Below are 26,114 nucleotides of genomic sequence, written 5' to 3'. Positions count from 1 at the left end.
TGCTTCGGCCTGCCCCGCCGAATAGAGTTGCCGGATGGCTAGGCAGGTCCTCTTCGTACAAGGAGCCGGCGAAGGCGTCTACGATTGCTGGGACAGCAAGCTCGTGACCAGCCTCGAGCGCGAACTCGGCGAAAGCTATACCGTCCGCTATCCCCGAATGCCCAATGAGGACGATCCAAGCTACGCAGCGTGGGAGCCTGCGTTAACGAGAGAACTCGCTTCGCTGGACGACGGGGCAATTCTCGTCGCTCACTCGGTCGGCGGCACCATTTTGATCCATGTGCTTGCCGAACAGCAGCCGAAACCGAGGTTCGGAGGGCTATACGTCATCGCTGCGCCCTTCATCGGCGAAGGCGGATGGCCGAGCGACGGCATCGGCGACTGCAAGGACGTCTCAGAGGGTCTCCCGCCCGGCCTTCCCATCTATCTCTATCATGGCGCCGCCGACGACGTGGTACCCACTGCCCATGTTCATCTCTGTGCGAAGGCGATTCCGCACGCCGTCGTCCGCACACTCGACCGCAGGGATCACCAGCTCAACAACGATATGAGCGACGTTGCACGAGACATACTTTCAGCCGGCTAAGCTGTCAGCACGCCGAAGCGCGCGCCGGTTCTCTTTTCCAGCAAGCTGAACGTCTTGCCGAACAGCCATGCCGTTCCTATTTTCTTGTCAGATGCGCCCTTCGTCTATCGGTTAGGACAACAGATTCTCATTCTGTAAAGAGGGGTTCGATTCCCCTAGGGCGTACCAAACCACTCGATTCCAGATTGCCGAATGGCGCATTGGCGCGAGTTCCATTCATACACGAAATCAGAAGCCGCTGATCAGTTCTACCTTCGAGCCGTCGCTGAAGCGCGAGAGCCGGAACGCTTTCGGGTCGACGACGGGCGCCCGGCCCGTGACGATATCAGCCATCAGCCGTCCCGCTGCCGGTCCAATGCCGAAACCGTGGCCGGAGAATCCGGTCGCGATATGAAAGCCGGGAATGGAATCGACCGCCGAGATGACGGGCACGGCATCCGGCGTGACATCGATGTAGCCGCCCCAACGCTGTGCGATTTCCGCCTTTGCGAAAACCGGAAACGCCTTCTTCAGACTGTCGAGTGCATCCAGCGTCAACCTCTTCGAGGGCACCGGATCGAGAACACGGTGATACTCGAACGGACTTGCGTCATCCATTGACCAGCGCCGCGGAATGCGCAGCTCGTCAAAGAAGCGGCCAGCGAGGCGGAAGGAAAGCGACTTCCACTCTGCCCGCAAGGCCGGCAGAAACGCAGCAGCATGGCGGAACGAGGCCGGCACGATATCGACGATGTTGTCGTGGCCGCAGGCCACTGTGTAACCACCGTCCTGCCGCTTGCGGATAGCGAAATCCTTGGCCCATATCGTTTGCGCCGGCCCGTCTTCCAGCGGCTTCGTGCGCATAACGCTGTTCAGCACCTTCAGTTGCGGCAGATCGATGCCGAAGCGACCGGCAAACAGGCTGGACCACGCGCCGCCGGCCAGGACCACGGCCTTGCAGGCGATCGCGCCGCGTTCCGTCACGACACCGCTAACGGCCCCTGCCGAGGTCTCGATGCCGCGTACAGCGCACTCCGTGAGAATGGTCGCTCCCTTGTCGCGTGCCGCTTCGGCGATCGCCGGTGCCGCCTTCTGCGGCTCCGCCCGCCCATCGGCCGGCGTGTAGAGCGCTCCCGCCATATCGACACTTGAGCCGGGAACCGTTTCACCGAATTCTTGCGCCGTTAGCATGCGGGATTCGATCTGGTAGCCGTCCAGATTGGTGCGCCAACGCTCGCGCTCCGCCACCTCCTTATCATTGGCGCAGGTGAAGATGATGCCGGTGCGCTTGAAACCCGTATCGCGCCCCGTGCGCTTGTCGAGGCCATCCCAGATTCTCAGCGCCTCTGCCATCAGCGGCACCTCGCGCGGATCGCGCATCGAGATCCGCACCCAGCCCCAGTTCCGGCTCGATTGTTCCTTCCCAATCCCGCCTTTCTCGCAAAGCGTCACGCGCAGGCCGCGTTCGGCGAGTTCCAGCGCCGTGGAGCAACCGACAATGCCGCCGCCGATCACAACGACGTCGCACTCTTTCGGAAGCTCCTCGTCGCCATGGACGGGAACAACATAGGGACCGGGCATGAGGGATTGTCTCCTGGCAGGGACTCAAGATCGTTTGGCTTGTGTAGCCCTACAACCCCGCCCCGATTTTAGGAACCCTGCCCACGCTTCGTCTGCATATCTTACAGCTTCAGGATCGCTTGAAGGCAAACACATCAACTGGCTCGCCCAAACCACGCAGAGGGAACGCGCCGAGGCTTTCCATGCCTTCCTTGCACGAAGCCATCTCGACGAAGGCCCTGGAGAAGAGCACCGGCCGCTTGATCTCTTTCGTCAGGCTTTCCAGACGCGATGCCACGTTGACCGCAGGCCCAATGACCGTGAAATCCAACCGGCGGCGCGAGCCGATGTTGCCATACATGACGTCGCCGACATGCACGCCGATACCGTAGCGCAGCACCTCGCGACCCTCGCGCGCATTCTCCTCGTTGAGCGCAGCGACCGCGGCGTCGGYCTCCTTGATCGCCGTCAGGAGGTTTCTGCAGGCCATCGGATCGGTCAGCGGGAAGATCGCCAACATCCCGTCGCCCATGAATTTTAGGATCTCGCCGCCGTGTTTCTCAATTGGCTCCGACATCGCGTCGAAATAGCCGTTCAGCAACTCGATCACGTCATCGCGCGGCCATTGATCCGAGATCGTCGTGAAATCGCGCAGATCGCAGATCAGGATCGCCGCACCGACGGTGGCCCCGCTGCCACGTGTTGTCGCCCCAGCAAGGATCTGTCCGCTGGCATGCGGCCCGACATAGGTCTCCAACAACGTGCGCGCGAGAATGTTCTTGAGGCGGATCTCGGTCACCAGTGTCAAGGCGGGCAGAAGATCCTGGAGGAAAGCAATGTGCTCGTCAGAAAAACCGCCGGGCCGGTCGCTGGTGAAGGTCGCGATGTGGCGCTTTCCGAGTGTGTGCTCCATCGGCCAAGCGATATATTCCGTAAGCCCATCACGTATCAGTTCGTCATAAAATTGATGGTGGCCGTCTCCGTCTCTCATAGCCTCGAGGTTTTTGCGAACCTCGATCGCGCCGCTGAAGATCTCGTTGACCGGACTGTTGCGAAACTGCGGTGTCCTCTCGACGCCATAGCCGAACGTATCGATCTTGGCCTCGGCCAACCCGGTGCGCCACAGGATACGTGCTCCGAGCCATTGCGGATGAAGCGTCCTGAAGTGCAACGATGCGCGCGCTACCGGTACGCCTTCGTTCCGGAGCCGCTGACACATCTGCACGAAGATGTTGTCGATGAAGCGCTCGTCACGCGTTTCCGTGACCAGCCAATCGATGATCTTACGCCGACGCGAGGGCCACACACCCTCACTCTGATCGTTGAAAGACAAAGGCACGTCCGAAACGGATTGCATGGCTATACTCCACAAACACGGTCGCGTCCCGATTGAGGAAGGACATCATTCATCCCCTAGATGGTGCGTGACTCTGCAGATTGAAATGGTTGCGTCCATCCGAGTCTGAGTCACCCGGCTTCTAGCCGAGCATACGCCGGGTCTCCACAATCGTCGCAGCGCTCGCTGCCAGAGGCCTGTATTCCAGCCCGATCGCGCCTCGGTAGCCATGTTCGACAAGCCAATCGACCCGTCGCTTAAGGTCGACATTTCCGCTGCCGGGCTCATTCCGTCCCGGATGATCGGCTATATGGACGTGGAAAACTCGGTCGATATCATCGCCGATCACCTCGGCCGTGTCCTCTCCCATGACGGCGGAATGATAGACATCATAGACAATGCCGATCTCGGAACGCCCCGTCGCCCTTACGATCTCGAGACCTTCCACCGTTGAATGAAGGAAATAGCCGACGTGGTCGATCAGCGTGTTGAGCGGCTCGAGGCCGAGGCGAACCCCACTGCCCTCGAGAATTTCGCCGGCGGCGGTCAGGGTTTCGATCAGCGCTGCCTTCTGCTCCTCGCGAGACTTGCCGGCAAGATCATCACCTGCCTGCGCAATCAGGGTGTGCGCGCCGAGGCGTCTTGCCGTTGCGATCGAACTTTTCAGACCTTTCAGAAACGCTTCCTTATTGGTTCTGTCTGTCAGGGCAATCATCGGTTCCGCCACAAAACTCGTGAGTTCTATGCCGGTTTCCGTCAGCGCCCATTCGATGCTGCCGATATCCTTGTTCGTCCACTTCCAGAATTCGACTGCCTCCACGCCGTGCGCGTGCGCAAGGCGGATCCTGTCCGCGAAGTTGTCGGCGTCAGCTGCGAACAGCCATTCGATGCAGGCGGAAAGTCTCATGGCGGCCTCGCTGAATCGGGAACTCTTTCGCCGACAATAGTCGAGCCGCGGCAAATGGCAAAAAGCTTCCATGCTCCGTTTCTGACTTGACGTCATATTCAAGATTGCTAACGTGCGGGTGCGTATTAATCTCCCAACTCCGCCCGTCATCATTGACGGGCGTATCTTTTCCGGCTCGATCCAGAAAGTCAGGAATGGCGACAGAGGGACGATGGCTGCGGTGGGCGTATCGTTTGGCAAAGCACGCATCGTAGCGCTGGTGGCCAGCTTTCTGTTGGCACTTACCCAGATGGCCCTCTCCCAGCCGCCCGCTGCAACGTCGCATCGTGTCTGTGTCTATTCCCTCGACATGCCGAACTCTGGCGAGCGCCTATGTATAACCCGCGAAACTTACGGGCGCGATCTCTGCATCGCGATCGATCACTTCGCGCGGGAAAACGACCTGCCGCCGGAATATTTCGCCCGGTTGATCTGGCGGGAAAGCCGTTTTCAGGCAGGCGCCATCAGTCCCAAAGGCGCGCAGGGCATTGCGCAGTTCATGCCTGGCACCGCAAGGCTGCGCGGATTGAGGGATAGTTTCGATATCCTCGAATCCCTCAAGGAATCAGCGCGCTACCTCGACGAGCTGCGAATACGCTTTGGCAATCTCGGCCTCGCTGCCGCGGCCTATAATGCCGGCGAGCAGGGCCTCTCCGACTATCTCGATACGGGCCTGCTCCCCTTCGAGACACGCAGCTACGTTCTTGACATCACGGCGAATACGATCGAGCAGTGGAAGAACGATCCGCCTGTCGAGGCTGCGCAGTTTCTCATTCCGGACAAATCCTTCATCGATGGTTGCATAGAGCTTGCCAGCAAGCGCCTCCTGACCGAAACCGCCTCGGTCCAACAGGGTCAGTGGGCGCCATGGGGCGCCCAGCTTGCGGCAAATAGCAACGATGCCGCAGCACTTCGCCTATTTACCGCAGTCGCACGTCAACTTCCCGCACCTCTCGCGAGCGAGGAGCCGGTCATCGTGCGCATGCGGGATCGCAGCTTTGGCTTCAGGCCGCGCTTTGCTGCTCGTATCGGTAGAGAGACTCGCGCTGAAGCTGACAAGGTTTGCATGACCGTCCGTGCCGCCGGGGCAGCCTGCACCGTCTTCCGAAACTGAGACCATTTCGGCCCCTGCTGCGGATCGGCGACGGCGAATTTTCCGGTGGAGCCATGAACTTTGGCGCGAGTTGTGCGTTTCCCCGGAGGGAGGAAAGAGCCATGCACAGCACGCAAAACCGACAGATTAGAAATCCGGGGCCGAGGGGCCGGAGCATCGCCAACCAAGGCAGGCGGAACGGTGCCGATTCCGCCGAAGAGCGCAAATTGCACAAGCTCCTCGGGCGCCGCGTCCCTGAACACGAAATTCAGGCGAATATCACCAGTAAGCCACCGAAACTTCGATAGCGGCAGCGAAAATATCAGAAGACCAGAAAATCCGGGGCCGTCTGCTGGGAGGTCAACTTAAGCGTTCCATCAGGCTGGACCACGTATTTCTCGAATGTGCGGTAACCCCATTTTCCCAGGAACGTGTTATTGATCACCGTTCCAGGCGGGTACGGCGAGCGCACGACGCGTCCATAGGTCAGGCTTCCCGGCACAGGCCCAAGCGGCGGTACAGTCGTGTTGCAGCCGGCAAGCGCTATCGCCATGATTATTGGGGTATATCTCATCTCTCCCTCCTGAGCCGAAGCCCAAGCTGGCCGCACAAGAATGCGGCCAGATTTATTCAAGAGCGCGCCAATCGATAGCCGGCGAGACGCCGTTAGCCTTGTGGCGTCAACGTCATGGACGTTCCGGTAGCGGCAACGTTGAGGCCGAGCTGTCCGGTCACGCTCAGCGTCTGCAACTGCACCGAGCCACTGGTGCCGCCGACGAGGATGTTGGCACCAACACCGGCGACAAGCGTCGCTTCGGCCGATGCGCCCTGGTAAAGGCCGCCCAGCGAACCGCGATGGTATCCCGTCGTCGGCGCAAACACCGCCCACACAATCCGGCCGCGCGTGGTAAATCCGATATCAACGCCCAGTTTGCGGATCGCACCCGCGTACCGATCCTGCGTCTCGCTGCCCGATGTCGGGCTGAAAACGCAATCGACCGATTTTGCCGAACCGAGGACATAACCGACACCGCCACCGACGTCACAGGTCAGAATCCCGATCTTGACGCCGCCACTCAGGTCGGGCTCGGGCTGCTGATAAGTGGTGACCAAATCGGCAGCACCGACGCTCGTGGCCAAGGCTTGCATCAGCGATACGGCAGCAACTGCGGTTGCAATCTTCTTCATCATTTTCTCCTTGTATTGCACGGAGATAGATAGCGCATCGCTATGATTTACCAAGGCCGCTGATGCATGGCTGCCCTTCCGATCTTGCACGCTAATTGAGCCAATTCGTGAGCATCCTTGCCAGCGCCCGGCAGCGCGCCGCCCATCTAAAACAGCTCGATCACAGCCAAACACAAGGGCTCGCCCGATCCGCGACCTCAGACCGATTTTGGTGAGACAGTTCTGCCTTGAGGACCGGGAGAAGTAGGCCCGAGAAAACCGCCGTGCATAGGTGGGACGGCCAACGCGGCAAAATCAGGCTGGGGCGTCTAGGGCGGATGGCGGCAGAAACGCCAGGTTCCCGAGAAAAAGCCTCGCTTCACGCGAACTCGCTTCACGCGAGGCCGATTCTCTATTCGCAAACCGTTCTATACCTGGTGATATAGTGGTGGTGGCTTCGGTGCTGGTAAGGCACCCTCCAGCATACGTCGCGGCGGGCGTAGCGCGGTCCGTCATAGTCGTAATCACGGTACCTTGGGCCGTATCGGTAGTAACGAGGCGGTGGTGAATCATCATAATACCTGTGGCCGCCGGAACCGAACTCGAAATAGACACCTTGGGCGTCGGCAGGAGCACTCACCAGTACTGCTGCGAGGCCGGCCATTGCGATGATCAACCGTTTCATGGTCAGTCTCCTTTCTCTGGAGATCAACGCGCCAGGACTGCATATGGTTCAGGTTTTTGAGGTCCTATGGACCTAAGTCCTACAAGAGCCGGCTGAAAAGACGACAAAGGAAAAGCCCCGCGGTGTCGGCGGGGCTCTCTAATATCGTTGCACTTCAAAACAACGTGCCTAGGGCGGCACGACCTGAGCGAAAAACGCCGGTGGTTCGCTTCTGTTCCCAACCATTGTTCGTTTTGTCCACTAAGATCGATGCGCACACCCGCGCGCCACGTCGATCAGCGTGTGCAACTGTTTCTCGTCACGGACTCCCTGGCGATAAAACTCGATGATGATTGAGGCGATCCGATCGGATTCGTCCGAGGACGCTTCGATCCCCTGCTCGTTGCGGATGTGATCGAGCACCCGATGGCAGACTGACAGATCCATGGAATGTAGCGGCTCGTCGCGACGACTGTAGCGCTTATGTGACATGGGGGCTCCCCTTCCTCGACAAGCAGAAAGGAGCCCCGCAACAAGCGGGGCAGATGACAGGGACTTTTGGAAAGGCCAAGGCGGGCGTGCGGATCGCCTAAACGCTGCGCCACACTGTTGGTTCCCACAGTCTTTTTTGCCGTGCGAAAGGACCGGCGGTGGCTCAAGTTCGCCGGAACAGCGTCATTGGCTGGCAGTCTCGGCACTGGTGTTGCTGGAGAATGGCGAGACACATTCGCGCCTCGGTCGGCCGTACGGCTGGTATGTATTGTCGTTTGCCCGATAGGACGCATAACGCGCAAAGCACCACGCGAGATGGTCTGGGTTTCCACTCACCGATCCAGTGATCTCCATCGATGGGGCGGCGAAGGGCGACACGCAGATGCGGATTTGACCGCTGTAGGAGTGATAGGTGTCACGGGCACGATCGTAGGACCGGTATCGCGACGCGCACCATTGTTGATGCTCGTTACGAAGTGACGCCGAGGCGGCGTCCGTCGATGAGTCCTCGGACGCGGAATTTGCTACCACGTCCGCCTTGGGCTTGGGTGCTGCGGATGTAACGGGATAGGCCGCTGACACAAGGGGCGCAATCCGCTCGAACTTCTGACTACGTGCGTCAACCCGCTCGGGAGATGCAGTCCAAAGGTTCGGTGTATCCAGATTCGCGAACTGCCGCCCATCAGGCACGGCGAGGATGTAGGTGGCGGCCGCAGCCCCGATGAAACAGGCCCCGACAGCCGAGGCAATGCCGAACAGCATCGTTGCAATCGCTCTCATGACAGCTTCCCTACCCTCATGACTGATGCATGCGCCCTCTGCGCTCGATCTGCGGAGCCGCACGACGCCTTAAAATGGCGCCTTGCGGATGCCCCATGGCGAGGCGGCGCAGGTCTGGTCGAGATAATCGCGATCAGCCAAGAAACCCGTGCGAGGGAACTTTGTTCCGCGTCACTATCGTCTTGCCGGCAATACCCGAGCCAAGCGCCGCCGGCGGCGTCTATCCGATCGCCGCTGCCCAACAATCATGGATAGTTTCTTGTGTTCCATGTCTCTTCTCCGTGGACGACAAGGCGCACGCAACGTACGGCATCGAGCCGCAGCATATGTCCTTGACGTCAATTTGATTGGGGTTGGTTGCGCGCAGCATAGCCGCGCTCTCGAACCAGGATCAGTTGAGAACCCGGATAACCTTGCGCGATGAAGGCTCGACGATCAAACGCTCGTCGTGCACGACCGCGTATGCAAACTTCGGATTGGTGTTAGGACAACGGTCTCCGGAAGCGGCTGACCGACGACGATCTTTTCCTCGACGACGACCCGTGCCTGCGGAGCCGGGACCTCGCGGACATAGGTGACAACCGTCTGCGGCGGCTCAAGCATGGCGCCAACTGCCGCACCGGTCACACCGCCAACAGCCGCGCCCACCGGTCCACCGACAATCGCGCCGGTGGCCGCGCCGCCAACGGCGCCATTGACAGTGGACGATTGTGCGAATGCCGCGCCAGACGCAAAGATCAATGCTGCGACCGCGCCAATAGATTGTTTAATAAGCATATTCTCCTCCTTGAAAAGGCGACCCGACGGGCCGCTCTTGAAACCAACGAGGCAAAATCCTCCCGGTTCCACTTGTCAGACCTCGGTCGGAGACGAAACCCGACTTCGGTCCGATCGTCGTCTCAGGTGGACGGATGGGGAATTGGTGATGGAATGGCAGCGGGCGAAGGTCATCTAACCGATGAGGGCGCGCAAACCATTGCTGGAGAAACGACGAGAGGATCCCGTGCAACGAGGGCACACCCGTCGGGCGGATCGCCCTTCGGCATGCACTACCGCCCGTCAGTAACTGCAGGACCGGCCGTCGCTGGGCCTGAAGCCGTCGGAGCAGGCTCGATTCATTGAATCTCCCGGCTCATAGCCTGACGCATTGCCCATCGAGTTCGGGGGCGTCCCGCAGGCCGACAGGAGCGCGGAAAGACTGATCATCGCTCCAGCTGCTACAAATGCCCGAAATCTGCTCATTCATGCTTCTCCTGGCTGCAGCGGTTTACGAGAAAGAGATGTTAGACGAAAGCGGCCCCGCGCTAAACCGCTGTCCCCTGCTTCCATTCAAGCTTCACACAACCCATGCGCCGATCAATGCCTCTGCCTCGAACCGGTGGCTGCCAATTGACACCGTGTCAAGCTGAAAGCTCGTCATCTCAAAGTCGCTGACGCAATTATCGTCCATTTCATCGCTCGCCGAACCAGTCTCTGGTTTGCAACCCACCGACACGATTACGGATTCTGACATTTGCTGATAATCTGGGAGCCGCCACGGTCAGGCCTATCCGGCCTCGCCCTATGCAACTATCGCGTTCTTTTCCTCGTGATGGTCTGGCCGAAACGGTCATGTCGGGCGTTTTTCAGGACCGGCATGAGTCAAACAGTGAGGATGATTATGAGTATCGTCACAATAATGCGTGGATCTTCGCTCGTCTCATCAGTACTCGCCTTTGCAATAGTGGCGTCACCGGTGGCGCTTCCCCGTGAAGCGATTGCCCAAACCGACATCAGCATACACATCGGGATCGGTAGCAGCCTCAATAGAGGTCGAGGGATAACCTGTAGTCAGGGTGAACGACTGCTTCGCAATCGCGGCTTCCGCGATGTTCGTCGGGTCGACTGCCGTGGCAGGTTCTTCATCTATCGTGCGTGGCGAGGCAACACCCGCTTCGAGATCGCAATCCGTCGAACTGACGGCCGCATTGTCGACATGCACCGCATTAGCCGCCGGCGATAGCTGCAAACCTCCACGCTGCTCTAATGAGAACTCGCTGCTTTAACGCCGACGGGATGCACGCGCCTGTGTCCCGGCGCGGGGCTTGGATGACGGAAGCTACTTTCGATTTTGTGACAAAGTTTGTGACAGAATTGGCAGAATGGCCAGAACTCCCGCTTGGGAGTTTTTTTCTAACTGCTTACTTTTCTTGAGGTTTTTGGTGGGTGATGTAGGGCTCGAACCTACGACCCGCTGATTAAGAGTCAGCTGCTCTACCAACTGAGCTAATCACCCGTAACCGCCGTGTTGCGCGGTGTGAGGGGGCGTATAAACAGGATCGTTCGGCTTGTCTAGCGCCTGCCTGAAAATTCTTTGGTTAAATGCGAAGATTTTTGCGCATGGCTGAAATGCAATGAAATCAAAGGTCCAGCGTTCCGCTTGCGATGCGCACAGCCTGCCCGCCGATCCGGGCATTTGAGATCGTTCCGCCTTCAACATCCATGTGCAGATGAATGAAGGATGGCCGGCCCATTTCCACGCCCTGCTCGATCGTCATGCCATGGTGCCCGTCCGTCAGACGGTCGAAATAGTGAATGGTGCCGGAGAGCGCGGCGGCAGCCGACCCGGTCGCAGGGTCCTCCACGATCCCCATGCCGCTCGCAAACATCCGCGCATGGAATTTCGCCACATGGTTCACGCCGCCCCGGCAGTAGATATAGGCCGAGGCAAGCGCGCCATCCACGAAGGGAACGGTCTCTTCCCAAAGTTGCGGGTCGAACTCCATGTGCTGCGCGGCGCCGACGTCGTGCACCGGCACCATCAGGTACGGCACGCCGGCGCTCCACAACGACGGTACGTGGTTCTCAAAGCCGATCTCGGTCGTCTTCAACGACAAAGCATTGGCGATTCCAAGCTTGTCGAGCGGCATCGTGATCTGCTGCGACTTCCGCGGCAGGTCGAACTCGGCAAAACTCGCCTCGCCTTCCCGCAGGCGAACGGCGCAACGCACCGGTCCGACATTTTCCTCCAGCACCGAAACGAGATCGATGCTCGAGCCGCCATGCGCCTGCTCGGCGAGAGCGATCGCCGTTCCAACGGTCGGATGCCCTGCAAAGGGAAGCTCCCGCCCGGGCGTGAAGATGCGGATTCTCGCCGTGTAAGCGGGATTACCCGACGGCTGCACGAAGACCGTTTCCGAGAGGCTCATTTCCTTGGCGATCGCCTGCATGGCGTCATCGCTCAAATCGTCACCATCGAAGATAACGGCGAGCGGATTTCCGGCGAGCTTGCGGTCGGTGAACACGTCATAGACGCTGTAGCTTCGCCCCACATCGGCCTCCTGATGGTCTCGATCCTCGTTTCGCCAACCTGCCCGACCGGACGACCGAGCGCAAGGCGTTAAGCGCCGCGCCGTTCCCGGAAGTACCAGTCGATGACGGGGAGCATCGCAATATTGTAGGGGTGTGCCTTCGGGTCGGCCGAACGTATAGCAACCGCGCCGGCAATCTCCTTGTCGTCGGCAACCAGCATGTGTGCGTGGATCTTCTCTATCATGTCATCGGCGGTCAGGTCGAAGCGGAAGAGACGCAGCACAGTCACCGTGCGCCTGACATGGCTCGCGTAGTAGCGATCGCCGGCCTTGGCCTCGTTGAGGTCAAGCCCCGTCTCCTCCATCACCTCGCGACGCATATTGCCTTCGACGTCGCAACGACCTTCGCTGACGTCCTCGGGTTCGAGGGAACCGGCAGCGAAATAGACCTGGCCGGGATTGGCCGTATGGCTCCCCATGCGGATAGCCACCAGCGCGCCGTCCGAGGTTTCGAGGACCGGATAGGCGAACAGATGGATGCCGCCTTGCCGGCTCGGTTGGCGACGCCACCACATGAATGTAGAAAACGGGATGACATGGCCCTCGCCTGCTATGCCGGCATCGGTTAGAGCCAGCCGCTCCTGAAAGACCATGCGGCCGTCGAACAGCGCCGGGTTTGCAGCCGTTTCCTTCGCCCAGTTCTCCCGGATCGCCTCGTGCTCCGCGACATAAAAGGAATGGTCCCCGGCGAGAACGCGAAGGTCCAGCCCAGCAATCGGAAATACGGTCTGCTCCGGCGGCCAGCCGGCGAAATCCTCGGAGAAATGCAGGTTCATATCAAATCCAGTGTCATGACAACGGGGCAATGGTCGGAGGCCTTTGGCCGGTCCCAGCCGGTGCGAGGATAACGCTCGACCTCCTGGCCGGGCGGGAAGGCCGTGCGGTAAGGCTGTCCATGTCGAACGATCTCCGGCAGGCGTCCGACATTCGTTCTGGCGAGCGCCTTCGAGAGCCAGATGTAGTCGAGCTGACACAGCCATTGCTCTTCGGGTCCACGGGCATGGTAGAGCGTCCAGCGGTCGAGCGGATCACGGCGGCGCACGACATTCTCCAAAAAGCCGTCGCGACTGAAGACGTCGAGCGCGCTGATGCTCTCGACCTGATGCTCGAAGCGGTAGCCCGTTTGGCGGCGCCCGATGACGTCGACGCGCTCCTGATAATCGTTCATGTCACCACATATAACGAACCTCTTGTCATCGGTATGACCGTGAAAGCGGTCCTCGATGATACGGCGAACCGCCAGCGCCTCGGCCCGCCGGATCGGCATGGTGCCGAGCCTGCTGTCGACGCCATTCGTGCGCGGCCCGTCCATCGACTTAAAATGGACCACGTAGAGCGACAGCGCGACGCCACCGATCTCGAGCTCCAGTTCCAGGCAGTCGCGCTTGAAGATCTTGTCGTCGATGCGGTTGGTCAGCGCCAATTGGTCGTTGAAAAGCCCCAGATCGCGATAGGTGAGCATTGCATGGCTCTTGATCTGCTTGAGCTCGATCTTCTGCCCGTCACGTGTCTCTTCCCGCATCAGGACTGCGACGTCGATCCCGCGGCTGTCGTTGCCCTCGACGAGATATTTTTGCCGGTAACCGTTGCCGACCATCCTGAAGAGATAGCCGTATTCGAAGGCTTGCAACGCCTCCATGTTGTCGACTTCCTGCAGGCAGAGAATGTCGGCGTCGGCGTCGGCAATCGCGAGCGCCGTCATCTGTCGGGTATCGTCGGTGGAAGCGATCACCCTCGCCTGCTCGAGCTGCTGGTAGACGCCTTCACTGCGCACTTCGAAAAGCTTGATGACCCGGTCTTGGCGCAACTGGTTGCGGAAGCCGGTAAAGTCGAAACGCGTCATGAGGTTTTCGACGTTGAAGGTGGCAATGCGAAGCGACATCGAACATTTCCAATTGGCGTTATGCCATTAGTAGTGGCTAAGCCCCGCTTCGGAAAGACGTTTCGCGATCAGAGACGCCAGGCGGCGCGCGCAACGACCCACACGCTTTCGCCGACCCGCAAGCGCTCACGGTTGAATGCGCGAAGCACCTGTCCGTCACCAAGCAGCAACTTCACGGCGTAGCGTTCGCCTTCGTAGAGGATCGACTCGACGCGTGCTGGAACGCCTTCACCAGCAATCAAGACGTCTTCCTGGCGCACCAACACATCCACTCTCGGCTGGTGCCTCGCCTCGTGAGACAGCATGGGCTCGAGAGCGTTCCAATCGAGAAGCCTGATGTCACCAACTGGAGATGAAAGCGAGAGGATCGCACCGCGACCGATCAGCCCACCGACCAGCCGGCCCTCTGGCCGGGCGTAGATCTCCGCAGGCGCCGCAGCCTGCAGAAGGCGGCCCTCGGACATGACCGCAACATCAGTCGCAAGTGCCATCGCCTCGCTCTGATCGTGCGTCACATAAACCATGGTCGCTCCGGAGCGCTGGTGGAATTCGCGGAACGTTTCCTCCATCTCTTGCTTCAGGTGCCGGTCGAGATTGGCAAGCGGCTCGTCGAGCAGCACGACATCAGGTGACGAGACAAGGCAGCGGGCCAATGCCACGCGCTGTCGCTGGCCGCCGGAGAGATCGGCGGGACGCCGCTCGGCATGGTCGGCGAGCCTCACCGTCGCCAGTGCCTCGCGGACCTTCTGTCTGTAGGACTCGCCGAAGATGCCGCGCACCTTCAGAGGATAGCCGACATTGTCTGCGACGCTCATATGCGGCCACAGCGCATAGGATTGGAACACCATTGCCATGTTGCGCCGTTCCGGTGGTAGCGACCTCGAGGCGTTTGCAAGCAGCCGCTCGCCAAGATGGATAGAGCCGTCGGTTGGCGCCTCGAAACCGGCGATCATGCGCAGAACAGTTGTCTTGCCGCAGCCAGACGGTCCGAGCAGCGCCAGGAAGCCGCCATGCCGCACTTTCAGGGAGAAGTCGGCGACCGCCGCGCGCCCGGTACCGAAGTCCTTGGCAAGATGGTTGAGGATCAGTTCCGCCACGGTACAACTCCTCTCGGCAGGCGTTTTGCCATCAATTCCAGGAGAAGCATCATGAAGACGACCATAAGAACGACGAGCACGGAGAGCGCCGACGCGAGATCGGAACTACCGCTGTCGTCGAGATTGTAGATGGCGACGCCAAGCGTCTGCGTCCCGGCCGACCACAAAAGCGCGGAAATAGTCAGCTCATTGCAAGCGATCAGGAAGACCAGGATCACCGACGCGCCGGCAGCGGGCGCGATCAAGGGCACTATGATGTCGGCGAGCCGCCGGAAGAAGCCCGCTCCCGAAAGCTTTGCCGCCTCCTCCAGTGCCGGATCGAGCTGATGGAACGCACTGACGACAGGCTTCAGGCTAACGGCAAAGAAACTGGAGAGGTAGGCGATCAGAATGATCCAGATCGTTCCGTAGAGCGTCACATGCAGGATCGGAATCGGTGCGGCAAACACCAGAATGAAGCACACGGCCATGACGATGCCGGGCAGCGAATAGGGAATCTCGATCAGGCTCGAAACGATCCGGCCCAGCAGGTCCTTCCGCCGGGTCAACGCGTAAGCCGTCAGCACGGTCACCAAGAGGAGACATAGCGCCGTCCCCGCCGCGAGAGAGAGCGAATTGGCGAAAGCCGTGCGCGTGACCGCCTGACGGAAGAGAATTTCGTAGAAGGCGCTTGCCGACAGGGTCTTGAAGGTCAACGGCACGCCATAGGCCGGCACGAGTGCACCGGCGAGGAGAGCGAAGAATGGCGCTACCAGCATGAAGAAGATGCAGAGCCAGAGCAGCGGCTGCAAAAGGAGCTTCCAGCGCCCCAACTCGAAGGCCGCGGTCGCGCCCGAAAGCCCGAGGACGCGGTAGTCGCGTCCGCGCAGGGCGCGATCCTGAATGGCAAGCCCGGCAACGGAAATGATCGCGATCAGTGCCGAAAGCACTGCAACGTCGCCGAAAGTACGGCTCGTAAAGGCGGAGAACTTAGTGAAGATAAGTGTCGGAAGCGTGTAGATCGAGGCGGGTATGCCGAGAATGGCGGGAATGCCGAAGTTGCCTGTACAGGATACGAAAGAGATTGCGGCACCGGCAATGATGCCCGGCAACGAAAGCGGCAGGATGATATCGCGGAAGACCCGAAAGCTGCCCGCCCCAGCAAGACGCGCCGCCTCGACACCATCGCGAGGCAACGCCATCAGGCCTGCACGGAGGGCGAGATAAACGAGCGGCGCGTGCTGTACTCCGTAGAGCAGCGAAATGCCCCCGACCGAATAAAGCGGCTGCGGCGATCCAAGCGGAGGCGCAAGGTGCAACGCCTTCAGCAGTGGGCTTGACGGCCCGGACATCTGCACCCAGGCAAGCGCCGTCACCTGCGGCGGGATCATCATCGGCAGGACGAACAGGAAGCTTAGCGCTCCCTTGCCGCTGATATCCGTCAGCGTCAGCAGGAACGCGAAGGCGCAGCCGATGGCAAGCGAGATCAGTGTGCCAAGAATGGCCGTGGCGAGCGTGTAGTAGGTTGCCGACCAAAGGGCAGGATCGCTGAGCACCGCGCCGACGCCGCCCTTTGCGAGCGCCGCAATGCCTGTCATCGCGAGCCGCGCTAGCGGCAGCACGCTAAGTATCAGGACAATGATAACGACAAAAGGAAACAGCCAAGCAGGCTGGCTGTTTCCAGGACGAACATATCCGCGCATCTGCTTTCCGGCGGCGATCAGTTCGAGCCGTAAATGCCGGAAAAGGTCTTGAGGTCCTGATCGGTAGTCTTCAGCGCCTCCGCGGCATTGACTGGCAGCACCTTGATGCTGTCACGAGCCGGGAAGCCTTCCGGCAGCTTCATGCCGTTGCGGGCGGGGATATAGCCGAGCTTGAGGAAGCCTTCCTGCCCCTTTTCAGAGAGCACGTAATCGACGAATTTCTTCGCCGCATCGGCATTCTTCGAACTTGCGAGAATACCGACCGGCTCCGTGACGGCGGAGACGCCTTCCGTCGGGAAGACGAATGCGACCGGCGCGCCCTTGGCCTTTTCGCGGATCGGCATGTAGTCGACGATCATGCCGAAGGCTTTTTCACCCGAGGCAACCGACTTGAGCACAGCACCGTTTCCACCTGCGGCGGTCGCGCCATTGGCGGCAAGATCCTTGTAGAAATCCCAGCCGAGGCTGCTGACGCCGGCCAGCGTCTGCGCATGAATGAGGGCTGCACCCGACGTCAAGGGGCTCGGCATGGTCACGAGACCCTTGGCTTCGGCCTTCGTCAGGTCCTTCCAGCTGGTCGGCTTGAACGCGGCAGAGGTGTTGTAGACGATGCCTGTCGTGATCAGCTTGGTCGAATAGTAGTAGCCGTCACCGTCGTAGAGTGCCGGGTCGTAGCCGGCAGCTTCCGGCGACTTGTAGGCGAGCAGTTTGCCGGCTTTCTTCAGACGCTCGAGCGTCACCGTGTCGGCGATCAGCAGGACGTCGGCGACGGGATTGTCGGCCTCGATCTCCGCCTGCAGCTTCGCCATGATCTTGGGCGTGCCATCGCGCACCCAGTCTACCTTGACGTCCGGATTGGCTGCCATGAAGCCATCCACGGTTGCCTGCGCGTCCTCGTTCGGCTGGCTCGTATAGAGGACGAGATTGGCGGCGGAGGCTGGGATTGCAAGCAAGCTCGCTGCGAGTAGCGCGGCGGCGGAAACGATCGTCTTCATGATTGGTCCTCGGTGGTGGGAGACCCGTTCCTTAGCCATCGCGGATAACATGATTGTGACAGTCGGCTTCGGTACCAAGACGTCGGACCTCTGCCCTTGACCCACCTTCCCCGCCCCTATCTTCTACCGCACGTTTTGACTTGTGCATTTTGGAGGAGCGCAAATGGAATACCGGCTTCTTGGCCGTTCTGGCCTGAAGATTTCGACCTTGACGATGGGCACCATGACATTCGGTGGCCAAGGCTGGGCAAAGATGGTTGGCGATCTCGGCGTTACCGAGGCACGCAGGCTTGTCGACCTGTGCATAGACGCCGGCGTCAACCTGATCGACACTGCCGACGTCTACTCGCAGGGTGTTTGCGAGGAAATCCTCGGCGAGATCATCGGCGGGCCGCGCAAGGACGGCGTTCTCATCGCCACCAAGGCGCGCTTTCGCATGGGAGACGGCCCGAACGACACCGGCCTGTCGCGCTATCACTTGATCGGCGCCTGCGAGGCCAGCCTGCGGCGCATGAAGACTGACGTCATCGACCTCTACCAGCTTCACGAGTGGGACGGGCAGACGCCACTGGAGGAAACCATGGAGGCGCTCGATACACTCGTGCGCCAGGGCAAGGTCCGCTATGTCGGCTGCTCCAATTTCTCCGGTTGGCATATCATGAAGGCGCTCGGCGTCAGCGCGAGGGAAAAGCGGGAGCGGTTCGTCAGCCAGCAGATCCACTACACGCTCGAAGCACGCGATGCGGAATATGAACTCCTTCCGATCAGCATCGACCAGGGCCTCGGTGTCCTCGTCTGGAGCCCGCTTGCTGCCGGCCTGCTTTCGGGCAAGCATCGACGCAACCGGGCAGCACCTGAGGGTTCGCGGCAGTTCTCAGGCTGGACCGAGCCGCCGATCCGCGATGAAAACCGCCTCTGGAATATCGTGGAAACGCTGGTGGCGATCGCCGATGAGCGCGGTGTCTCGGCAGCCCAGGTGGCGCTTGCCTGGCTGATCGGCCGCAAGGCGGTCACGTCTGTCATCATCGGAGGGCGCACCGAAGCCCAGTTCAAGGACAATCTCGCCGCGGCCGAGCTGAAGCTGACCGAGCAGGAGCGCAGTCGACTGGACGCGGTCAGCCTGCCGCCCGTGCTCTATCCGTATTGGCACCAGCTGAACACGGCCAGCGACCGGCTGAGTGAGGCGGACCTCGAATTGCTCGGCCCACACCTCAATCGATAGTTGGCTCTGAAGAGGTCGGCGGCTGATCAACCGCCGATTTCACCGGCGATCAACGCACCAAGGCGGCTGATTCCCTCCTCGATCATTTGATCGTTCGCGCAGGAGAAGCTGACGCGGAAGGTGTTCTCACCCGAACCATCCGCGAAGAAGGCCTTGCCCGGGACGAAGGCGACGTTGGCCGTTTCCAGCGACTTGGCTAGCAGCTTCGCGCCATCCATGCCATCAGGCAGCGTCACCCAGATGAACATGCCGCCTTCGGGCTTCGTCCAGCTCGTGCCTGCAGGCATGTACTTCTCAAGCGCCGCCAGCATGACATTGCGGCGGTGACTATAAACCGACTTGATCTTGGCGACCTGTGCATCGAAACCGCGTTCCGCGACATGCGCGATCGCCATCTGATTGATCGTCGAGGAGTGCAGGTCAGCCGCCTGTTTCATCAGAACAAGCTTGCGGATAACGGGAGCGTTGGCGACGATGAAGCCAACGCGCAGGCCCGGCGCAAGCGTCTTCGAGAAGCTGCCGCAGTAGATCGTGCGGGTATCGTTGATGTGCCCCTTCTTCGCGATCTCCGTCGCCAGAATCGGCGCGATCGGCGTCCCATCGTAGCGGAGTGATTGATACGCGGCATCTTCGATGACTGCGATATCGAGTTCCTCTGCCAGGGCAAGAACCTTCTCTCGTCCAGCCTGATCGACAGTCTCGCCCGTCGGATTGGCAAAGTCGGCCGAGAGATAGGCGAACTTCACCTTGCCGCCCGCGCTCGCGGCCTGCGCCTTGTAGGAATCAGGCGTGCGGTTGCCGTTCGGCGTCAATTGATCGTAGGCCGGCTCATAGGCATTGAAGGCCTGGAGCGCACCGAGGTAGGTCGGCCAGGTGACCAGCGCCGTGTCATTGGGCGAGAGGAAAAGCTTGCCGAGATAATCCAAGCCCTGCTGCGAGCCAGAAACGATGAAGACGTTATCGAGTTCGCAGGGGATGCCGATGGCGGCCATCTGCTTGACCAGCCATTCGCGGAGCGGCTTGTAGCCCTCGCTGACCGAATACTGCAGCGCCGAGTTCACGGCCGAGCTATCGAAGATATCGACGTAGGCCGCCTTGAATTCCTGATCGGGGAAAAGCGCCGGATCCGGAATACCACCGGCAAAGGAAATAATATCTGGGCGGTCAAGAAGCTTCAGAAGCTCGCGAATCTCCGAAGCACGCATACGGGAAGAACGCGTCGCGAATATGCTTTCCCAATTCAGCATGGGCATTTCCTCGTAATTTTTTGTCTTTAGGCGACAGAACCACGCAACAAATAATAAGTCAACATTACTGACCTATTTGTTTGCTACCATGACAATTTTGGGAAGCGAAGGTCACTTCCGTGATCAGAAGCCAGAACTGGCTAAAATCGATCTTTTCAAGACCCACTCCGTGGCAGTAGTGTCGCCGCCACTATCAAATATGCTATGAAGGTGCCAGCAATGCCCGCGTCGTCGAACACTCCTGAAATCAAGATCGAATTCCACACGTCGCCGGTCTCGGACGCCGACCGAATTCAGGCCCTGGAGTCGCCCGGCTTTGGCAAGGTCTTCACGGATCATATGGTTCTGGCTCGGTGGACTCCTGACAAAGGGTGGCACAATGCGAAGGTAACGCCCAGGCGGCCCTTGGAACTCGATCCTGCCAGCGCGGTGTTGCACTACGCGCAGGAAATCTTTGAGGGCATGAAAGCCTACAGGGCGGACGATGGTCGCATTCTGCTCTTCCGGCCTGAAGAGAACGCCCGCCGCTTCGCCCAGTCAGCCATCCGCATGGCGATGCCTCCGGTGCCGGACGAACTTTTCCTGAAGGCGGTGGAAGAACTCGTCCGTGTTGATAAGGACTGGATTCCATCGGGCGACGCCAGCCTGTATCTTCGCCCCTTCATGTTCGCCAACGAGGCATTCCTGGGTGTTCGTCCGGCTCAGGAATATATCTTCTGCATTATCGCTTCTCCGGTCGGCGCCTACTTCAAAGGTGGAGCAAAAGCGGTCTCCCTATGGGTCGAGACCGAATACACGCGGGCGGCCAACGGCGGCACCGGTGCTGCAAAATGCGGAGGAAACTACGCCGCAAGCCTCATCGCGCAAGCCGAGGCCTCGAAGAGGAATTGCGATCAGGTCGTCTTTCTCGATGCGGCAGAGCACCGCTGGGTCGAGGAACTCGGCGGGATGAACGTATTCTTCGTGATGAACGACGGATCCGTCGTCACGCCACCGCTCGGCGGCACGATCCTGCCGGGCATCACCCGCACCTCGGTTATCGTTCTCGCCGAAGAAAAGGGCTTGCGCGTCGAGCAGCGCCCCTACTCGTTCGCGGAATGGCAGGCCGATGCCGTCAGTGGCAAGCTCGTGGAAGCCTTCGCTTGCGGCACTGCAGCGGTACTCGCGGGCATCGGCCTGGTACGACACGCTGGTGGCGAATTCCTGATCGGAGACGGGCAGACCGGGAAGCTGACCACCGAGCTGCGCCAGGAGCTCGTCGGCCTGCAGAAGGGCGTGACGAACGATGAGCGTGGCTGGACACGYCGCATCCTGATCTGAGGTCAGCGGCCGCAAGTAGTCGGCCCAGCAATTCAAAAAATTCGAAAGCCGGGCAACGCCCGGTTTTTTTGTGGCCGGACCAGAGGAAGAGCGCAGAGAGGCGCGAGGCTTCGGCCGGTCGCAAAATCATCAGGGGCGGCATGGAAAAAACACTCGTTGCCCCGCTTCCGACCAGGAAACGGGGGCGAGTCTTCTGCGATACTGCAGCTCGATCGTACCGCGCTCAGGAACGGAACAAGGAGGCGATCTGCTCTTGTGTCGGCAGTTGGCCTCTGGGTGTCAGCTTGTCGACCACTCCGGGCAGGACTGTCGAAAGTTGATTCAGGAGTTCTTGCTCACTGATTCCCGCCTGGCGTGCGAGATCGCTGATCGTCTTCGACCCAAGCGCATCGTTGAGGCTGCCCGGCGCGATCGGTTTGTTCTGTCCGGGCTGGACCCAGGAATCCACCGTATCGCCCTGCCCGGCCTCCGTCAGCTTGCCGAGAAGACCACCGAGACCGCCGAGCCCACCAAGAAGCCCGCCGTCACCAGCTTGGGGATTAGCCTGCTGAGCGGCTGGATCCGTCTGGCTGCCTCCAGCACCAAGAAGCTTTCCCACTAGTAACGCGCCAAGCGCGACCATGATCGGCTTCGAGATACTTCCGCCCGGAACGGCGTCATCAAAAATACCCATGACATCCTCCTTTTCGGTTGCTTCATTTCATTGAACAACAACTGTAGAATGAAAGAACAAGGTTCTCGCGAACCTTGAATTCCCCGACGARCTATTTAGCTTAAACGGGAAGATGGTCTGAATATTCAACCAATCAAGGAGGGGAATGGCAGATGTCTGTTATCGGGTGGATTATCCTTGGATTGATCGCAGGATTCATCGGCAGCAAGATTGTGAACAAGTCGGGCGCAGGCATGCTGATGGACATCGTCCTCGGCATCGTCGGAGCGATCGTCGGTGGCGTCATCTTCAGCTTCTTCGGCGCATCCGGCATAACGGGCTTCAATATCTACAGCCTCGTTGTCGCCGTCATCGGCGCGGTCGTGGTTCTTTGGCTGTACCACGCCATCAGCGGGCGCCGTTCCATCTAGCTCGCTCTTTTGTATCGACGGAATGAGCGCTGCCTCAAAGGCGGCGACCTTATGCGTGTAACTCCGGCCTTGGGTCATTGGGCGAACGATCATGGCAGACGAGAGTACATCTTCATTCTATGACGACAACGCGGCCACCTATGCTTCGCGGCAACGCACGCTGCCGGTTCGACGCCTAGACGCTTTTCTGTTGATGCTGCCGCCAGGTGCAGCCATCCTCGATCTGGGATGCGGCGGCGGACAGGACAGCGCCTACATGCTGTCAAAGGGCTTCGATGTCACGCCAACGGACGGATCGCCGGCGATCGCGGAGCAGGCCGAAACCTTTCTTGAGCGTCCCGTCGCGGTGTTGCGCTTCGAGGATCTGGACGAAGAGGAAGCCTTCGACGGCGTCTGGGCCGAGGCCAGCCTGCTGCATGTCCCCCGGGCAGACCTCCCTGATGTGCTGGAACGGATCCGCACGGCGCTGCGGCCCGGCGGCGTCTTTCACGCCACCTTCAAGGCGGGCGAGGCCGAGGGGCACGACGGCTTCGGTCGCTACTACAACTATCCGTCGGCGGAACTGCTTTCGGAAATGCTGAGCAATGGCGGCTGGCACAACATTGTGATCAGCGAAGGCGATGGGACCGGCTACGACGGAAAGCCGACCCGCTGGCTTGCGGTACGGACGCAAAAATAAGGCCGGAGCTTTCGCCCCGGCCCTGCTGACTCAGCAGTGTGAAACCGCTTAGTTGACGGACTTGTCGACCAGCTTGTTCTTGCCGATCCAAGGCATCATGCCGCGCAGCTTCGCGCCGACTTCTTCGATCTGGTGGCTGTCGTTCATGCGGCGGATGCCCTTGAAGCGCGACCCCCCTGCCTTGTACTCCTGCATCCAGTCGGACGTGAACTTGCCGGTCTGGATGTCGTGCAGGACGCGCTTCATTTCAGCCTTGGTTTCAGCCGTGATGATGCGCGGGCCGGTGACGTATTCGCCCCACTCGGCCGTGTTCGAGATCGAGTAGTTCATGTTGGCGATACCGCCTTCATAGATCAGGTCGACGATCAGCTTCACTTCGTGCAGGCACTCGAAGTAGGCCATTTCAGGCGCATAGCCGGCTTCGACCAACGTTTCGAAACCAGCACGGATCAGTTCGACGAGACCGCCGCAGAGAACGACCTGTTCGCCGAAGAGGTCGGTTTCGCACTCTTCGCGGAAGTTGGTTTCGATGATGCCCGAACGACCGCCGCCAACGCCGCAAGCGTAGGAGAGAGCGAGTTCGAGAGCGTTGCCGGAAGCGTTCTGGTGAACGGCAACGAGGCAGGGAACGCCGCCGCCCTTCTGGTATTCGCCGCGAACCGTATGGCCCGGGCCCTTCGGCGCGATCATGACGACGTCGAGCGACGCCTTCGGCTCGATCAGGCCGAAGTGAACGTTGAGGCCGTGTGCGAAGGCGATTGCAGCGCCGTCACGGATGTTGCCGGCGATTTCGCCCTTGTAGATGTCGGCCTGCAGCTCGTCAGGCGTTGCCATCATGATCAGGTCGCCCCACTTGGCAGCGTCGGCAACGGTCATGACCTTGAAGCCGTCGGCTTCTGCCTTCTTGATGGTTGCCGAGCCAGGCTTGAGAGCGATCGCCACGTTGGCATGGCCGCTGTCCTTGAGGTTCAGCGCGTGCGCACGGCCCTGGGAGCCGTAGCCGACGATGACGACGTTCTTCGACTTGATGAGGTTGAGATCTGCATCACGATCGTAATAGACGCGCATTTGAATTTCCTTCCCTTTGCTTGTCCTGTGACTTGTAAGAGGGGATCAGCCGACGAGCGGCATCTCCGCCAAAACCTTTTCCGTGCCATAGAGGCGCAGGAAGGCGGAAACCGCCCTCTCCGCCTGACGCGCGGTATCCTTGAGACCCGGCTCGCCGAGCAGCATGCGAACATGCAGATCGGAAACGATCAGGCCATAAAGCGTGTGATATGCCTCGTCGGCATCATGGAAGCGCAGCAGCCCAGCGCGCTTGCCGGAATCGATCAGCCCCATGGCGCGGCGATCGATCTGACGGCGACCCCGCTCCAGAAGCAGCTTGCCGAGCTTGGAGCCGTCGCGATGCGACTGGCCGATGGCGAGACGGTTGAGCGCCAGCGAGACATCGCCGGCGAGAACTTCAAGCAAATCCTTTGAGAAGATGACGAGGTGGTCGTGGAGGCTCGCCGACGTCAGCCGCTCGCCATTGCGCTCGAAGGTGCGCACCTTGCTCGCCTGATAGGCGATCATCGCGGACAGCAGGCCGTCGCGGTCGCCGAACCACTTGTACAGGCTTTCCTTGGAGCAGTTCGCCGCGCGCGCAACGCCCGATGTCGTCAGCGCCTTCTCGCCGCCATCGACGAGCAGCTGCAATGCCTGCTCCAGGACGGCGTTTTGGCGCGGCGAAAACTCGCTGGGCTCCAAATTATCGACGGACACGGCCTCACTCCCAATAGTACCGTACGGTACGGTTCGCAGGCTTTATGCTGCAAACCACTGTGCGCGTCAAGCGGCATGGCACGAAAATTTCAGCGTCCTTGTGCGCTATCGGCGCGACCGTCGCTGCCTACAGCGCACTACTCAGGCGTCGTCAGAAGGCTCGCGTGCCGCCTCGACGTCTCTCACCGGGGACATGCCATAGACGCGGCTGTATTCGCGGCTGAACTGCGACGGGCTCTGATAGCCGACACGATGCCCCGCCGTCCCTGCATCCAGCCGCTCGATCAGCATCAGACGCCGCGCCTCATGCAGCCGCAGCTGCTTCTGGTATTGCACCGGCGTGATCGCGGTGATCGATTTGAAATGGTGATGGAAGGACGACACGCTCATGTTGACCTGCTCCGCGAGGTCCTCGATGCGCAGCGGCTGGGCAAAATTCTGCCGCAACCATGCGATGGCGCGTGCAATGCGGTTGCCGTGACTGTCGGCGACCGCAATATTGATCAGCCGGCCACCGTCCGGGCCGGTAAGAACCCGATATAGAATCTCCTGCTCTATCAGCGGCGCCATCGCCGCGATGTCCTTTGGACTATCGAGCAAACGTAGCAGCCGCACTGCCGCGTCCAAGAGCTCTGGCGTCGCGACATTTACGACGATCCCGCGTCCTCCAACGGGCGCGGTTGGCCGCGGGATATCGGCCCGGCTCAGGAGATCGAGAACCTTCTCGCTGTTGATGGCGAGCGTCAGGCAGAAATGCGGAACCTCGGGGCTTGCCTCCACCACTCGCCATGTCACCGGCAGGTCGAGCGATGTCAGCAGGTAGTCGCCAGGCCCGTAATTGATGACGTCGGTACCGAGGCGCAGGCTCTTGGCGCCCTGGATAACAAGGGCGATGCAAGGGCGGTAGCTGCCGTGGCAGGGAGCGCTCGGTGAAGAGCGCCGACTGATCCCCACGCTCTCGATTGCGGTCCTGCATTCCCCGTCATCGCCAAGATGGCGCGCGGCAATGGAGACGATTTCTTGGTAGGGATTGAACGGCAGAGTCATACGAGCGAACCCTTTATGTATCGCCTCGGAGAGATGCGCACTATCTAGGACAGCTTTGCTCCCGCGAGAATAGGCCCGTCTGTCACTTTTGCAGGATCGTGCAAGAAGCTCGGAGTATCGCTCTAACGCATCGACATCGATCC

Annotated in this window: 28 protein-coding genes, 2 tRNA genes and 1 pseudogene; 8 read left to right on the top strand and 23 right to left on the bottom strand. The window is 60.2% G+C overall.

Annotated elements, in window-relative coordinates; all coding sequences use genetic code 11:
- Positions 1-34: 34 nt before the first annotated feature.
- Positions 35-586 carry an alpha/beta hydrolase gene (locus tag AC1DPR_RS22835; protein ID WP_477817229.1) on the top strand — a complete coding sequence of 184 codons (552 nt, stop codon included), beginning with the start codon at positions 35-37 and terminating at the stop codon, positions 584-586.
- 93 nt (positions 587-679) lie between these two features.
- Positions 680-754: transfer RNA gene (locus tag AC1DPR_RS22830), tRNA-Glu, on the top strand.
- 60 nt (positions 755-814) lie between these two features.
- Here the strand turns inward: AC1DPR_RS22830 and AC1DPR_RS22825 are convergent.
- The 3 genes from AC1DPR_RS22825 to AC1DPR_RS22815 all read right to left on the bottom strand — a co-directional run bounded on the left by AC1DPR_RS22825 (position 815) and on the right by AC1DPR_RS22815 (position 4,368).
- The gene (locus tag AC1DPR_RS22825) at positions 815-2,146 is read right to left on the bottom strand and encodes an NAD(P)/FAD-dependent oxidoreductase (protein ID WP_113471434.1); all 1,332 of its coding nucleotides are present in this window, start codon (positions 2,144-2,146) and stop codon (positions 815-817) included.
- A gap of 109 nt (positions 2,147-2,255) precedes the next feature.
- On the bottom strand, positions 2,256-3,482 hold the full coding sequence (locus tag AC1DPR_RS22820) for an adenylate/guanylate cyclase domain-containing protein (protein WP_477817228.1): 1,227 nt from the start codon (positions 3,480-3,482) through the stop codon (positions 2,256-2,258).
- Positions 3,483-3,603: 121 nt separating this feature from the next.
- On the bottom strand, positions 3,604-4,368 hold the full coding sequence (locus tag AC1DPR_RS22815; RefSeq protein ID WP_113471432.1) for a TIM barrel protein: 765 nt from the start codon (positions 4,366-4,368) through the stop codon (positions 3,604-3,606).
- 211 nt (positions 4,369-4,579) lie between these two features.
- Between AC1DPR_RS22815 and AC1DPR_RS22810 the strand changes: the two genes are divergently transcribed.
- Together AC1DPR_RS22810 and AC1DPR_RS22805 are read left to right on the top strand one after the other, a co-directional pair.
- A complete protein-coding gene (locus tag AC1DPR_RS22810) occupies positions 4,580-5,521 on the top strand; it encodes a lytic transglycosylase domain-containing protein (RefSeq protein ID WP_477817236.1) in 942 nt (313 codons plus the stop codon).
- A gap of 101 nt (positions 5,522-5,622) precedes the next feature.
- Positions 5,623-5,808, top strand: a complete 186-nt coding sequence (locus AC1DPR_RS22805) for a hypothetical protein (protein WP_113471430.1) — start codon at positions 5,623-5,625, stop codon at positions 5,806-5,808.
- A gap of 14 nt (positions 5,809-5,822) precedes the next feature.
- Here the strand turns inward: AC1DPR_RS22805 and AC1DPR_RS22800 are convergent, their stop codons facing one another.
- The 15 genes and pseudogenes from AC1DPR_RS22800 to AC1DPR_RS22730 all read right to left on the bottom strand — a co-directional run bounded on the left by AC1DPR_RS22800 (position 5,823) and on the right by AC1DPR_RS22730 (position 17,609).
- Entirely contained in the window at positions 5,823-6,074 is a 252-nt protein-coding gene (locus tag AC1DPR_RS22800; protein ID WP_192306242.1) for a hypothetical protein, read from the bottom strand.
- A gap of 92 nt (positions 6,075-6,166) precedes the next feature.
- Positions 6,167-6,688, bottom strand: a complete 522-nt coding sequence (locus AC1DPR_RS22795) for a DUF992 domain-containing protein (RefSeq protein WP_477817227.1) — start codon at positions 6,686-6,688, stop codon at positions 6,167-6,169.
- Between the two features lie 391 nt (positions 6,689-7,079).
- Positions 7,080-7,352: a hypothetical protein gene (locus tag AC1DPR_RS22790; protein ID WP_082728603.1), complete on the bottom strand. Its 273-nt coding sequence runs from the start codon at positions 7,350-7,352 to the stop codon at positions 7,080-7,082.
- 240 nt (positions 7,353-7,592) lie between these two features.
- On the bottom strand, positions 7,593-7,823 hold the full coding sequence (locus AC1DPR_RS22785) for a hypothetical protein (protein ID WP_113471427.1): 231 nt from the start codon (positions 7,821-7,823) through the stop codon (positions 7,593-7,595).
- A gap of 183 nt (positions 7,824-8,006) precedes the next feature.
- Positions 8,007-8,603, bottom strand: coding sequence for a BA14K family protein (locus AC1DPR_RS22780; RefSeq protein ID WP_113471426.1), 597 nt, complete (start codon positions 8,601-8,603; stop codon positions 8,007-8,009).
- Between the two features lie 391 nt (positions 8,604-8,994).
- A pseudogene (locus AC1DPR_RS22775) lies at positions 8,995-9,380 on the bottom strand (DUF1236 domain-containing protein).
- 282 nt (positions 9,381-9,662) lie between these two features.
- Positions 9,663-9,845, bottom strand: coding sequence for a hypothetical protein (locus AC1DPR_RS22770; protein WP_113471425.1), 183 nt, complete (start codon positions 9,843-9,845; stop codon positions 9,663-9,665).
- Between the two features lie 487 nt (positions 9,846-10,332).
- On the bottom strand, positions 10,333-10,611 hold the full coding sequence (locus tag AC1DPR_RS22765; RefSeq protein WP_210258390.1) for a hypothetical protein: 279 nt from the start codon (positions 10,609-10,611) through the stop codon (positions 10,333-10,335).
- Between the two features lie 191 nt (positions 10,612-10,802).
- Positions 10,803-10,878: transfer RNA gene (locus tag AC1DPR_RS22760), tRNA-Lys, on the bottom strand.
- Between the two features lie 124 nt (positions 10,879-11,002).
- A complete protein-coding gene (locus AC1DPR_RS22755; RefSeq protein ID WP_018858636.1) occupies positions 11,003-11,914 on the bottom strand; it encodes a PhzF family phenazine biosynthesis protein in 912 nt (303 codons plus the stop codon).
- 68 nt (positions 11,915-11,982) lie between these two features.
- A complete protein-coding gene (locus AC1DPR_RS22750; RefSeq protein ID WP_018858637.1) occupies positions 11,983-12,729 on the bottom strand; it encodes an NUDIX hydrolase in 747 nt (248 codons plus the stop codon).
- Positions 12,726-13,835, bottom strand: coding sequence for an endonuclease/exonuclease/phosphatase family protein (locus AC1DPR_RS22745; RefSeq protein WP_018858638.1), 1,110 nt, complete (start codon positions 13,833-13,835; stop codon positions 12,726-12,728). The genes AC1DPR_RS22750 and AC1DPR_RS22745 overlap by 4 nt, the downstream gene beginning before the upstream one ends.
- A gap of 68 nt (positions 13,836-13,903) precedes the next feature.
- On the bottom strand, positions 13,904-14,932 hold the full coding sequence (locus AC1DPR_RS22740) for an ABC transporter ATP-binding protein (protein WP_477817226.1): 1,029 nt from the start codon (positions 14,930-14,932) through the stop codon (positions 13,904-13,906).
- Entirely contained in the window at positions 14,920-16,614 is a 1,695-nt protein-coding gene (locus tag AC1DPR_RS22735) for an ABC transporter permease (protein WP_113471422.1), read from the bottom strand. Before AC1DPR_RS22735 ends, AC1DPR_RS22740 begins: the two co-directional genes overlap by 13 nt.
- 17 nt (positions 16,615-16,631) lie before the next feature.
- Complete coding sequence (locus tag AC1DPR_RS22730; protein ID WP_113471421.1) at positions 16,632-17,609, bottom strand: ABC transporter substrate-binding protein; 978 nt, start codon at positions 17,607-17,609, stop codon at positions 16,632-16,634.
- A gap of 163 nt (positions 17,610-17,772) precedes the next feature.
- Between AC1DPR_RS22730 and AC1DPR_RS22725 the strand changes: the two genes are divergently transcribed.
- Complete coding sequence (locus AC1DPR_RS22725) at positions 17,773-18,831, top strand: aldo/keto reductase (RefSeq protein ID WP_018858642.1); 1,059 nt, start codon at positions 17,773-17,775, stop codon at positions 18,829-18,831.
- 26 nt (positions 18,832-18,857) lie between these two features.
- On the opposite strand, the gene AC1DPR_RS22720 is transcribed toward AC1DPR_RS22725, so the two are convergent.
- Positions 18,858-20,078 (bottom strand): aminotransferase-like domain-containing protein, encoded by a 1,221-nt coding sequence (locus AC1DPR_RS22720; protein WP_062372441.1) that lies wholly within the window; start codon positions 20,076-20,078, stop codon positions 18,858-18,860.
- 219 nt (positions 20,079-20,297) lie between these two features.
- Between AC1DPR_RS22720 and AC1DPR_RS22715 the strand changes: the two genes are divergently transcribed.
- Complete coding sequence (locus AC1DPR_RS22715) at positions 20,298-21,398, top strand: branched-chain amino acid aminotransferase (RefSeq protein ID WP_113471438.1); 1,101 nt, start codon at positions 20,298-20,300, stop codon at positions 21,396-21,398.
- Between the two features lie 223 nt (positions 21,399-21,621).
- On the opposite strand, the gene AC1DPR_RS22710 is transcribed toward AC1DPR_RS22715, so the two are convergent.
- On the bottom strand, positions 21,622-22,071 hold the full coding sequence (locus AC1DPR_RS22710) for a YidB family protein (RefSeq protein WP_018858645.1): 450 nt from the start codon (positions 22,069-22,071) through the stop codon (positions 21,622-21,624).
- 152 nt (positions 22,072-22,223) lie between these two features.
- On the opposite strand from AC1DPR_RS22710, the gene AC1DPR_RS22705 reads away from it, so the two are divergent.
- Together AC1DPR_RS22705 and AC1DPR_RS22700 are read left to right on the top strand one after the other, a co-directional pair.
- On the top strand, positions 22,224-22,481 hold the full coding sequence (locus AC1DPR_RS22705; RefSeq protein WP_007534948.1) for a GlsB/YeaQ/YmgE family stress response membrane protein: 258 nt from the start codon (positions 22,224-22,226) through the stop codon (positions 22,479-22,481).
- Between the two features lie 91 nt (positions 22,482-22,572).
- Complete coding sequence (locus AC1DPR_RS22700) at positions 22,573-23,160, top strand: class I SAM-dependent methyltransferase (RefSeq protein ID WP_112661158.1); 588 nt, start codon at positions 22,573-22,575, stop codon at positions 23,158-23,160.
- 48 nt (positions 23,161-23,208) lie between these two features.
- Here AC1DPR_RS22700 and ilvC read toward each other — a convergent pair whose 3' ends face one another.
- The 3 genes from ilvC to AC1DPR_RS22685 form a co-directional block, all read right to left on the bottom strand.
- Positions 23,209-24,228: a ketol-acid reductoisomerase gene (ilvC, locus tag AC1DPR_RS22695; RefSeq protein ID WP_477817225.1), complete on the bottom strand. Its 1,020-nt coding sequence runs from the start codon at positions 24,226-24,228 to the stop codon at positions 23,209-23,211.
- A 45-nt stretch (positions 24,229-24,273) separates the two neighbouring features.
- A complete protein-coding gene (locus tag AC1DPR_RS22690; protein ID WP_026371979.1) occupies positions 24,274-24,939 on the bottom strand; it encodes a TetR/AcrR family transcriptional regulator in 666 nt (221 codons plus the stop codon).
- A gap of 126 nt (positions 24,940-25,065) precedes the next feature.
- Positions 25,066-25,971 (bottom strand): AraC family transcriptional regulator, encoded by a 906-nt coding sequence (locus AC1DPR_RS22685; RefSeq protein ID WP_113471419.1) that lies wholly within the window; start codon positions 25,969-25,971, stop codon positions 25,066-25,068.
- Between the last annotated feature and the right edge of the window lie 143 nt (positions 25,972-26,114).

It is taken from the genome of Rhizobium sp. 01T417 (assembly GCF_056398905.1).
This window is presented reverse-complemented; position numbering and strand designations above follow the sequence as displayed.